Raw genomic sequence first — 10,422 nt, forward strand, 5'->3', positions numbered from 1 at the left:
CTTATTCATGGTGAGACGGGGCCTTGTTCAAGCGCTGCGACGCCAGCAGTGCGGTGATGCTGACAAGCATCACCAGCGTTGCCAGGGCATTGATTTCGGGGGTCACACCGAAGCGGATCATGGCGTAGATCTGCATCGGCAACGTGGTGGAAGCCTGGCCGGAGCCGGAGTTGAAAAAGGCGATGATGAATTCGTCCACCGACAGGGTGAACGCCAGCAAACCGCCCGCCATCACGCCGGGAAAAATCGCCGGCAGCAGCACGCGGCGCAGGGTGGTGAACCAGCTGGCGCCGAGGTCTATCGAGGCTTCGAGAATCGAGTAGTCAAAGTGCTTGAGCCGGGTACGCACCACGGCGCAGACAAAGGCGATGTTGAACACCGCATGGCTGATGACGATGGAATGCAGGCCCAGGCCCATCTTCACCAGGTTGAAAAAGCTCAGCAGGGCGATGGCCAGCACGATGTCGGGAATGATCATCGGCGCCATTAGCATCGTGTCGGCGATGTAGCCTTTGTTGTCGCCCTTGCGCCGCAACTCCACGCCCAACGCCAGCAGCGTGCCGAGCACACAGGCGATAGCCGTGGAGCTCAACGCCACGATCAGCGTATTGAGTGCCGCTGACAGCACCGCACTGTTATTGGCCAGCGCGCCGTACCACTTCAGGGAAAAACCACTCCACGAGGTGGGCAGGCCGGACTTGTTGAACGACAGCAAAATCAGCACCAGGATCGGCACGTAGAGGAAGGCGTACACCAACCACAAATGCACGCCGAGTGCGGTCGAGCTGGCCATGGTTTGACGGCTCATGCTTTGCCCTCCGCCGCGCGACGGGCCAGCAGCGCCTGCACAAACAAGAGCAGCAACATGATGGCGATGAGGATAAAGCTCAGCGCCGAGCCGAACGGCCAGTCCCGCGCTGTGAGGAACTGCGAATAGATGAGGTTGCCGACCATCTGCACCTGTTTGCCGCCGAGCAGATCGGCGGTGATGAAATTGCCGATGCTGAGCACAAACACGAACACGGAACCGGCGGCGATACCGGGCACGCTCAAGGGCAGAATCACCCGGCGAAAGGTCATCCAGCCGGAGGCGCCGAGGTCGCGCGAGGCTTCCCACAGCTCGCCATTGATGCGCGACAGCGACGAATAAATGGCCAGAATCACGAAGGGGATGTAGTTGTAGACCAGGCCCAGCACCACCGAGCTTTCGGTGTACAGCAGGCTAATGGGGTCGCCGCTGTAACCCAGCAGGCTGAACAGTTTATTCAGCAGGCCTTCGCGGTTGAGCAGCACGATCCAGGCATAGGTGCGGATCAGGTAATTGCTCCAGAACGGCAGCATCACCAGAAACAGATAAACCGGCTGGCGATGGCGCGGCGCGCGGGCAATGGCATACGCCGCCGGGTAGCCGATCAGCACCGCGAACAACGTGGCCAGCGCGGCGATTTTTGCCGACTTGAGCAAGATGCCCAGGTACAGCGGGTCGAACGCGCGCTGGTAATTGTCCCAGGTAAACGTCCACTCAATGCCGCCATAGGCACCGCGCTCGACGAAGCTGTACACCAACACCAGCAGGCACGGCAGCACCAAAAACAGCAGCAGCCAGCCAAGCCCGGGCGTCAGCAGCCAGGCCGATAGTTTCCTATCAGCGTGCAATGAACTCATTCAGGATTCTCGAAATGCTGGGTTGAGGCAGCGATAGCTGCCTGAAATCGAGGGCTACTGGGCGAGAGCCACACAAGGCGAACGTGGAGCGAAAAGCGCAGCGTACTTAAGTACGTGAGCATTTTCGGCACGCGTTCAACGCCGTATGGCCGACGCCCAGGAGTCCGTCAGTTGGACTCAGACGCCATGATTTCGGTGACGGCGCGGGTGTAGGCCTTTTGCGTGCTGCCACCCACATCCCGCAGCTGCTCCATCTTCAACAACTCAGCCGGGCTGGTGGTGAGGTTGGGGTATTTCTGCAGCAGCTCGGGCGAGAGCCCTTCCATGGCGGCCTGGTTGGGCACTTTGTAGAGGATGTTTTCCGCGACCCAGGCGTGGTTTTCCTTGGCCAGCATGAAGTTCACGAACTTGAAGGCTTCCTCGGGGTGCTTGGAGCTTTTCAGCACGACCATGGTGTCGACCCACAAATCCGAGCCCTCTTTGGGCACCACGAATTTGATCGCGGCGTTGTCGGTGGTGCCGTAGTTGCACCAGCCGTCCCAGGCATGGGCCATCAGCGCTTCGCCGGAGGCGAGCTTGGAGTAGAAGGTGGTGTCGTCGAAGGACAGGATGCGTTTTTTCGCGGCGATCAATTCGTCCCGCACGGTGGCCAGGTGTTTGGCATCGGCGTCGTTCACCGACCAGCCGTTGGCAAGGAAACCGGCACCGAGCATCCAGCGATCAGTGGCGAGCAGGGTGACTTTGCCTTTCAGTGCGTCGCTGGGGTTGAGCAACTCTTTCCAACTGGTTGGCGCGGTGGCGAGCTTGTCGGAGCGGTAGCAAATGCCGGTGGTACCCCAGGTGTACGGCACGGAGAATTTGTTGCCGATGTCGTACTCAAGCTTGTTGGCTTCGGGGTAGAGGTTTTTCAGGTTGGGCACTTTGGCCGGGTCGATGTCGGCCAGCAAACCTTGCTTGTGCAGCACTTCGGCGAACGGGGAAGACACGAAGACCACGTCGTAGCCTTCGCCACCGTTGGCCATCAGTTTGCCCATGATTTCTTCGTTGGTGGCGTGCAGCGCTTTGTCGGTGTCGACGCCGCTGGCGGCCTTGAATTTGTCTAGCGCATCGGGGGCCATGTAGCCGTCCCAGATGGAGATGACCAGGTCTTTGGCGCTGACGGCCTGAGCCGATACGGCCAGCGATACAGCGAAACCCAGAGACAACAGGTTTTTCAGCTTACTCATGTTGCGCGCTCCTAACGACTGTTGTTGTTGGTGTTCGAAGGCAGTGCTGCAAAATTTAGCTAATATGTTTTTTTTCCGAAATTAAGACCGGAAATTTCCTGTGTCAACGGTTTTTTCTTCCCGGTGCGCTGTTGTTGTTGCCCACCGCTGCTATGGAATAAGGTGCCCAGCACTGATCGACAGGGATAAACAGGCGTGACCACCAGCAGCGAAAAAAAACCACGGGGCAACCACCTGGAATTGGCCCGGCGCATTCTTGAACACGTGCAGGAAAGCGGTCTGGTGGTCGGTCAGGCGCTTTCGGAGCAAGCCTTGGCGCGCACGTTTCAGGTGTCGCGCACGCTGGTTCGCGCCGCGCTGAAGCTGCTGCAGGAAGAGCAATTGCTCAGCCACGAGGCCGGCAAGGGCTACAGCTTGCTGGCGCTGCCCGACCCAGCTATGAGCGCCGCGCTGCCGCAAGCCGAAGAGGAAGCCCTGGCGACGTCCGTGCTGCGTGATCGCATGGCCGGGCGTCTGGGCAGCAGCATCAGCGTCAGCGACTTGATGCGCCGCTACAGCATCGGCCGTCCGGCCGCGCAGAAGGTCATCACCCAGCTCAGTGAAACCCAGGTGGTCGAGCGCGGACCGGGCCAGTCGTGGTTATTCCGGCCGCTGTTGAACAACCTCGCCGCGCTGGAAGACAGCCTGCATTACCGCCTGTTGATGGAGCCGCAAGCCTTGCTCAGCCCAGGCTTCGAGGCGGACTTGGCGCGCCTGGCGCTGCTGCGCGAAGGCATGGAAGCGTTGCTGAACCAGGGCATCAGCAGTTTCGACACCCAGCAGTTTCGCGAACTCGATATCGGCTTTCACGAGTGCATTGCACAGAGCTGTGGCAACCAGTTTCTGCGCGATGCGCTGATTCATCACCAGGCGCTGCGCCGTTTGCCGAACCTGTTGCCGATGGTCAGCGTGCACCGGCTGCAAGAAGCCTTGCGCGAACATTTACGCATCATCGAGCACATCGAACGGGGTCAGCTAGAGATTGCCGCCGACCTGATGCGCCTGCATTTGCGCCTGTCTTCGGCCCAGCGCCCGCAAACGGCCAACCGTGGCGTGCCGCAAATCGGTCCATTACGCCGGTAAGCAAATTCCTACATGCCCGGTTTTTTTGTGCTAAAAAATACCGAGCCTTACCCAGGCGCTTTGAAATCCACCGTCATTCCCGCGTAGGCGGCGGTCCGACGATTCGGAATCCAGAATTCTGGATGGATCACCGCTAACCCGGCGATCTTGCATCGGTGGATTCAAGCAAATGTTTATGTCCCTGCCGGATACGTGTGAATGCCCAAACACCCCGTGATCGCCTTTTTCCCTGAAGCCAGCTTTGGTGCCGCGCTCAATTGCATCGGCATTGCGCAAGTGCTCAAGGGGCTCGGCGCCAAGCCGGTGTTTATTTGCCATGGGCATTTCCAGGGAATTTTCGCTGAGTACGGATTTCCTGAATTCCCGATTCCTGCGCAAACCAAATTGTCCGCGGCGGAACACCAGCATTACTGGGAAACCTTCATCGAGAAGAACATCCCCTACTTCGACCAAACCCCGCTCGAGCAGATCGACAGCTACGTCGCACCGGCTTGGGAAGCGATCATCGACACCGCCATCGACGCCGAAAAACCGCTGCAGCAACTGCTCGCCCGCTTGCGGCCCGACGTCATCGTGCTCGACAACGTGGTCACCTTTCCGGCCATCAGCAGTGCCGGCTGCCCGTGGGTGCGCATGGTGTCGTGTGCCGAAACCGAGCTGCCCGACGCCGCCGTGCCGCCGTATTTGTCGGGCTGCGCGGCGGATGACAAGGCGGGGCGCGAGGCCTTTGTGAGCCGCTACCACAAGGCGGTGGCACCGGCCCATGCGCGTTTTGCGCGCTTTCTCGACAGCTGTCAGCACCCGCCGAACCTGCCGGGCCAATTTCTCGAAGATTCGCCGTATTTAAACCTGCTGCTGTCGCCCACACCGGTTCGTTACAAACGTGAACAGCCGTTGACCCCCGAGCGCTATGTGTACCTGGATGGCTGCGTGCGCTCCGAGGCGCCATACGTGGTGCCCGAGTTTCCGGCGCATAACGAGGCGCCGTTGATATACGTGAGTTTCGGCAGCCTGGGTGCCGCCGATGTGCAGATGATGAAGCGCCTGATCGCGACCGTCGCCGACCTGCCGTACCGCTTTCTGATCAACGTCGGCGCCTACCGCGAGATGTACGACAGCGTGCCCGACAACGTTTACCTCGACAGTTGGTTCCCGCAGCCCGCCGTGCTGCGTGAATGCAAGCTGTTCGTGCATCACGGCGGCAACAACAGCTTCTGCGAGGCGCTGTATTTCGGCCTGCCGTCGGTGGTCATTCCGTACTGCTGGGACGGCCACGACAACGCCCGTCGTGCTCAAGAAGTTGGCGTTGGCGCCTACCTTCCGCGCTTCGCCGAACCACTGGCGGCACTGCCAGACGCGCTGCGCCAATTGCTGGCAGACGAGGCGCTCGCTGCTCGCTTGCAGGGCATCAGTGCCACTATGCAGGCCAATCCGGGCAGTATTGTGGCAGCCAAGGCCATTCTCGAACTCACCACATAACCTGCTGTTTTTTCTCGAAAAGCCTGCTTTCTACGTCAATTGGCGCACTATTTGCCATCTTGAATGTCAATTTCTTCATGGACGAAATTGCCATCATTGAGCCATTATCGCCACCTTTCTCGGTTAGCTGATTTCGGCGTAGTACGAGCGCGTAGAGAAACCCGCAATGCCCTCAATTCCTCTGTTGGTCTGCGACGACTCAAGCATGGTGCGAAAGCAGCTGCTGCGCGCGCTGCCGCCTGAATGGGCGGTGTCCGTCACGGAGGTGGACAACGGCCTGGCGGGGCTGGAGGCGATTCGCAACGGCTTGGGCCGCGTGGTGCTGCTGGACCTGACCATGCCGGTCATGGACGGCTATCAGGTACTCAACGCCGTGCGTGAAGAGGGTCTGGACGCGCAGATCATCGTTATTTCCGCTGACGTGCAAGAAGAAGCCCGGCGCCGCGTGCTGGAGCTGGGCGCACTGGCCTTTCTGCGCAAACCCTTCGACCCCGCCGAGTTTCGCGCCACGCTCAATGCCCACGGCCTGCTCGCCGTGCCGCCGCACGACGTCGCCGCCACCGCGCCGACCAGCGATGCCCCCACCAGTTTTCGCGACGCCCTGCAGGAAACCGTCAACGTCGCCATCGGCCGTGCCGGTGCGTTGCTGGCGCGGGTGCTGGATGTGTTCGTGCAATTGCCGGTGCCCAACGTCAACTTGCTGGAAGTGGGCGAGCTGCACATGGCGCTGGCCGACGTGCAGCGCGGCGACGAGCGCCTGACCGCCATCTGCCAGGGCTACATCGGCAGCGGTATTGCCGGTGAGGCGCTGCTGATTTTCCACGACTCCGAAATTGCCGACATGGCAACCCTGCTGCACCGCGACGGCAACGACGGCGGCGATCTGGAAATGCTCCTGGACCTCTCCACGCTGCTGATCGGCGCTTGCCTGTCCGGTATCGCCGAGCAGATCGACGTGGTGTTTTCCCAGAGCCATCCGCAAATTCTTGGCGAGCACCTGGCCATCGATGAGTTGATTCACGTGAACAGCCGGCGAAACAAGAAAACCCTGGCCGTGGAAATCAGCTACAGCCTTGAAGGCCACGACATCCACTTCGACTTGCTGATGCTGTTCAGCGAAGATTCCGTGCAACTGCTGCACAAAAAACTCGCGTATCTGATGAATTAGGCCGCCCCATGAACGAGCCGATCGACCTCAACGAATTCCACTGGCTGCTCGCCATCGTGCAGAGCATCGACGTGGGCGTGGTGGTGTTCGATGCGGATTACCGCGTGCTGGTGTGGAACACCTTTATGGAAAACCGCTCCGGCATTCAGCCAGGCGTGGCCAACGGCAGCTCGTTTTTCGAACTGTTCCCGGAAGTGGACAGCAAGTGGTTTCGCAAGAAAGTCGAAGGCGTCGCCGCCCTCGGCACCCCGGCGTTCACGGTGTGGGAGCAGCGGCCGTACTTGCTGCGGTTCCAGAATTACCAGCCAATCACCGGCCGTGAAGATTTCATGTACCAGAACACCACGCTGTTCCCGCTGCGTTCGGCGAACAGCAAAATCGGCCATATCTGCCTGGTGATCTACGACGTTACCGACGTGGCAAACAACCGCCGCCAGCTGCTATCGGCCAACGCCGAGCTGCAGAAGCTCTCCAGTACCGATCGCCTCACCGGCTTGTACAACCGCGGTCACTGGGAAGAGAGCCTGCAAAAAGAGCACGCCCGCCACCGCCGTTACGACAGCACGGCGACGCTGATCATGCTCGACATTGACCATTTCAAACGCATCAACGACACCTACGGCCATCAGGCCGGCGACAAAGCCATTCAGCGCGTCGCCGACGTGATTCGCGACCTGAGCCGCGACATGGACGTGGCCGGCCGCTACGGCGGTGAGGAGTTTGTGATTCTGCTGCCGGACACCAGCAAGGAAGGCGGCCGGGTGTTTGCCGAGCGCCTGCGCCACAACGTCGCCGCGCTGAAAATTGAACATGCCGGGGAAATTCTGCGCTTGACCATCAGCCTGGGTGTGGCGGATCTGTCCGTCACCTGCGACCACCATGAAGAATGGATTCGCTGGGCGGACGAAGCGCTGTATGCGTCAAAGGAAGACGGGCGCAACCGCGTGACGGTTTACGAGTAAGCGATCTCGCAATGCGCCTCGGCCGCGCTCACATGCGCAAGGCGGGGGGCAGGCTCTCAATATGCCGATACTGCGCGCCCAATTGCTCCGCCAATACCTGCGCGCGCCCCAACCTGATCGGCGCGCTTTCGATGTCCACCACTAACGCCGGGCACGCCATCGGCGGCAATGCCGGCCACTCGCGTAAGCGCCCGTCGGTAATCACCAGCACCTTTTGCTGTTCGGCAGGCTTGCTGCGCTGGCGCTGGGTCAGCCAGTCGCCGGTTTGTACCAGCGCTTCAATCAACGGCGTGCCGCCGCCAGCGCCCAAGTCTGACACCCAGGCCAGCATCGCCGCCGAGCGTTTCTGCCCCTGGAACGGCCACTGCGCTTGCATTCCAGTCGCGTGCAATATGGCGATGCGCACGCGCTGTTGATACGCCTGCTCGAGCACCGTGCCCAGCAAGCCTTTGGCCTGTGTCAGCGCACCATGGCGGCGGGTAGAGGCGGAGGCGTCCACCACCAATACCCACAATTCGCTTGGCCGCTGGCTGCGCGGCTTTCGCACTACCTCGCGGGCCCGTGTCGGACGGCCACGCAGCAAGGTGCTTAGCCAGTCGATGGCGCCGGTCTCGCCGGTTTGCTTGGCGCCATGACGGCCGCCTTGCAGGGCGCCGGGTCTGGGTCTGGCATCCGCGCCAGTGACCTGTCGCGGGCGGATGCTTAGGGCTTTTTTGGCCAGCGCGGCAACTCGCGCGCCGCACCCGTGGGCACCGCCTGCGCAGGCATTTCGCCCCACTGGCCTTCGCCAGCCGAAGCCCCCGCTGAACTTGTCTGCGGCGTCGGCGGCGCGTGCGGCGGCTGCGCTGCCGGTGGCGGGGTGTGACGGCGACGGTGGGCGAGAGCAAAGGGTTCGACGGCGTCGATGTCTTCCGCGCTGATCGAGTCGGCGCCGCGCCAGGCGGCGTGCGCACGGGCGGCGCGCAACCAGACCAAGTCGGCGCGTAAGCCATCGACGCCAGCGGCATAGCAGCGCTCGGCGATTTCGTTGACGCTGACGTCGTCCAGCTCGATGTTCGTAAGGGCGCCGCGCGCTGCCAGACAACGCTCGCGTAACGCCTGCTGCGGTGCCTGCCACTGCTGCATAAAGGCGGCCGGGTCGGCATCAAATGCCAGGCGCCGACGCACGATTTCGGCGCGCGCTTGCGGCTGCGGTTGGGCATCGAGAATTACGTTGAGGCCGAAGCGATCCAGCAGCTGCGGGCGCAGCTGACCTTCTTCCGGGTTCATGGTGCCGATCAGCACAAAACGCGCTGCGTGCTGGTGCGAAATGCCGTCGCGCTCCACATGGTTCACGCCGCTGGCGGCGACGTCCAACAGCAGGTCCACCAGGTGATCCGGCAGCAGGTTCACTTCATCCACATACAGCACACCGCCGTCGGCCTTGGCCAACAAGCCGGGGGAAAACTGCGCGCGGCTTTCGGCGAGCGCTGCATCCAAGTCGAGGGTGCCGACAATGCGCTCCTCGCTCGCGCCCAACGGCAGTGTCACGAAATGCCCACCCGGCAACAGCTGCGCCACGCCGCGCGCCAAGGTGGATTTGGCCATGCCGCGCGGGCCTTCGATTAATACGCCACCAATTGCGGGGTCGATGGCCGCCAGACACAGCGCCAGTTTTAGCGAGTCAGCGGCGACGACAGCGGCAAGCGGGAATTGCGGGGTCATGGTGGGGCTCGGCTGGTGGAGATGGCGGCAAGTGTAACGGCTCACGGGCACTCGAAGCGTATTTGCCGGAAGCGCTAAAGCGTGGGCGCCTGATACCGACGAGGAGCAGCTTTGGGTCGCTGCGCAGTCGGTACGCAAGGCAAAAAAAAACGCCACATGCGTGGCGCTTTTTAGGTGCGGTGCTGCCGTGATTAATTGCCTAGTCACAGCGCCCGGGAAAACTTACCAGCTGTAACCGGCGCCGATGCCTGTGGTGACTTGACCTTGAGAAATGCCGACCGATGCTTTAACCGCAAGGTTGCTGTTGATCCGCGCCTGCGCGCCCACCGCAATCGACTGAGCGCTTTTAAAGTGGCCAACGCCCACACCCACGCCAAAATTAGCACCGGCCTGAAGTTCCGGCACACTGGTCATTGCCGCAATGGCTGCTATGCCGGCGTAGGCGTCATCAATATCGCCACTGAGTTTATGCTTCGCGCGGTTAAGTTGGTTCAAGTTAACCGCGTCAGTTCCCTCGACGGCCTCGCCAACATCTTGCAGTCTATTGCCGTTCAAACGAATCATCGAATTACCTGAAGTTGAACCGAGAACCACATTAGAGCCGTTTGCCCCGCCCACTGACACGGCTTGTTGGGTCACTGAAAGACTGTTATCGCCCGATTGCAAAACGACGGTTCCGGCCGACTTCGAAGCATTGCCTATCGAAGTTTGTGCAGTACCGGTCGTATTAATGCTGGTGGTGCCCGTTTGGCTAAGCGTGCCACTGTTAACGACGCCGGTTGCAGTTGTGGTTCCACTGACGGTTAAGTTTTTATCAATGGTGGTACTGCCATGAGTCGTCACATCGCCATTGTTGGTGATGTTACTCGTGGTGATGCCACCGGCTACATCAAGGGAGCCGGTGATCTTGCCGTTGCCCGTCGCATGGATGGTGTCGGTCTGAATGTTGCCGGTGTTGGTGACACCGTTGGTGGTCGTTGCGCCGGTTACCCCAAGTGCGCCACCGACCGTGGCGTTGCCCGTCGAAGTGACGGTGCCGGTTTGGATGGCGCCGGTGTTAGTGATGCCATTGGTGGTAGTTGCGCCGGTGACCCCG

Annotated in this window: 10 protein-coding genes; 4 read left to right on the forward strand and 6 right to left on the reverse strand. The window is 61.0% G+C overall.

Going from position 1 to position 10,422, the window contains the following annotated elements; all coding sequences use genetic code 11:
- Position 1 precedes the first annotated feature (1 nt).
- The 3 genes from AC0IW7_RS10410 to AC0IW7_RS10420 all read right to left on the reverse strand — a co-directional run bounded on the left by AC0IW7_RS10410 (position 2) and on the right by AC0IW7_RS10420 (position 2,891).
- On the reverse strand, positions 2-808 hold the full coding sequence (locus AC0IW7_RS10410) for an ABC transporter permease (RefSeq protein ID WP_471817678.1): 807 nt from the start codon (positions 806-808) through the stop codon (positions 2-4).
- On the reverse strand, positions 805-1,665 hold the full coding sequence (locus tag AC0IW7_RS10415; protein WP_463551045.1) for an ABC transporter permease: 861 nt from the start codon (positions 1,663-1,665) through the stop codon (positions 805-807). The genes AC0IW7_RS10410 and AC0IW7_RS10415 overlap by 4 nt, the downstream gene beginning before the upstream one ends.
- 167 nt (positions 1,666-1,832) lie before the next feature.
- Complete coding sequence (locus tag AC0IW7_RS10420; RefSeq protein WP_471817679.1) at positions 1,833-2,891, reverse strand: polyamine ABC transporter substrate-binding protein; 1,059 nt, start codon at positions 2,889-2,891, stop codon at positions 1,833-1,835.
- 195 nt (positions 2,892-3,086) lie between these two features.
- Between AC0IW7_RS10420 and AC0IW7_RS10425 the strand changes: the two genes are divergently transcribed.
- From AC0IW7_RS10425 to AC0IW7_RS10440, 4 genes are all read left to right on the forward strand, one after another.
- Entirely contained in the window at positions 3,087-4,013 is a 927-nt protein-coding gene (locus AC0IW7_RS10425) for a GntR family transcriptional regulator (protein WP_471817680.1), read from the forward strand.
- A 198-nt stretch (positions 4,014-4,211) separates the two neighbouring features.
- Complete coding sequence (locus AC0IW7_RS10430; RefSeq protein ID WP_471817681.1) at positions 4,212-5,492, forward strand: nucleotide disphospho-sugar-binding domain-containing protein; 1,281 nt, start codon at positions 4,212-4,214, stop codon at positions 5,490-5,492.
- A 166-nt stretch (positions 5,493-5,658) separates the two neighbouring features.
- Positions 5,659-6,660: a response regulator gene (locus AC0IW7_RS10435; RefSeq protein ID WP_471817682.1), complete on the forward strand. Its 1,002-nt coding sequence runs from the start codon at positions 5,659-5,661 to the stop codon at positions 6,658-6,660.
- Positions 6,661-6,668: 8 nt separating this feature from the next.
- Positions 6,669-7,622 carry a sensor domain-containing diguanylate cyclase gene (locus AC0IW7_RS10440; RefSeq protein WP_463384347.1) on the forward strand — a complete coding sequence of 318 codons (954 nt, stop codon included), beginning with the start codon at positions 6,669-6,671 and terminating at the stop codon, positions 7,620-7,622.
- 28 nt (positions 7,623-7,650) lie between these two features.
- Here the strand turns inward: AC0IW7_RS10440 and AC0IW7_RS10445 are convergent, their stop codons facing one another.
- The 3 genes from AC0IW7_RS10445 to AC0IW7_RS10455 form a co-directional block, all read right to left on the reverse strand.
- Positions 7,651-8,343: a vWA domain-containing protein gene (locus AC0IW7_RS10445; protein ID WP_471817886.1), complete on the reverse strand. Its 693-nt coding sequence runs from the start codon at positions 8,341-8,343 to the stop codon at positions 7,651-7,653.
- Positions 8,325-9,326 carry an ATP-binding protein gene (locus tag AC0IW7_RS10450; RefSeq protein WP_471817685.1) on the reverse strand — a complete coding sequence of 334 codons (1,002 nt, stop codon included), beginning with the start codon at positions 9,324-9,326 and terminating at the stop codon, positions 8,325-8,327. The genes AC0IW7_RS10445 and AC0IW7_RS10450 overlap by 19 nt, the downstream gene beginning before the upstream one ends.
- Positions 9,327-9,548: 222 nt before the next feature.
- On the reverse strand, positions 9,549-10,422 hold an 874-nt coding region (locus AC0IW7_RS10455; protein ID WP_471817689.1), incomplete at its 5' end, for a YadA-like family protein.

It is taken from the genome of Pseudomonas sp. AC229, from assembly GCF_979254655.1.

What these genes read in the sequence shown, in the direction of transcription:
- AC0IW7_RS10420 (WP_471817679.1), bottom strand. Translation starts at nt 2,891, where the DNA reads ATGAGTAAGCTGAAAAACCTGTTGTCTCTGGGTTTCGCTGTATCGCTG.
- AC0IW7_RS10410 (WP_471817678.1), bottom strand. Translation starts at nt 808, where the DNA reads ATGAGCCGTCAAACCATGGCCAGCTCGACCGCACTCGGCGTGCATTTG.
- AC0IW7_RS10435 (WP_471817682.1), top strand. Translation starts at nt 5,659, where the DNA reads ATGCCCTCAATTCCTCTGTTGGTCTGCGACGACTCAAGCATGGTGCGA.
- AC0IW7_RS10440 (WP_463384347.1), top strand. Translation starts at nt 6,669, where the DNA reads ATGAACGAGCCGATCGACCTCAACGAATTCCACTGGCTGCTCGCCATC.
- AC0IW7_RS10430 (WP_471817681.1), top strand. Translation starts at nt 4,212, where the DNA reads ATGCCCAAACACCCCGTGATCGCCTTTTTCCCTGAAGCCAGCTTTGGT.
- AC0IW7_RS10415 (WP_463551045.1), bottom strand. Translation starts at nt 1,665, where the DNA reads ATGAGTTCATTGCACGCTGATAGGAAACTATCGGCCTGGCTGCTGACG.
- AC0IW7_RS10450 (WP_471817685.1), bottom strand. Translation starts at nt 9,326, where the DNA reads ATGACCCCGCAATTCCCGCTTGCCGCTGTCGTCGCCGCTGACTCGCTA.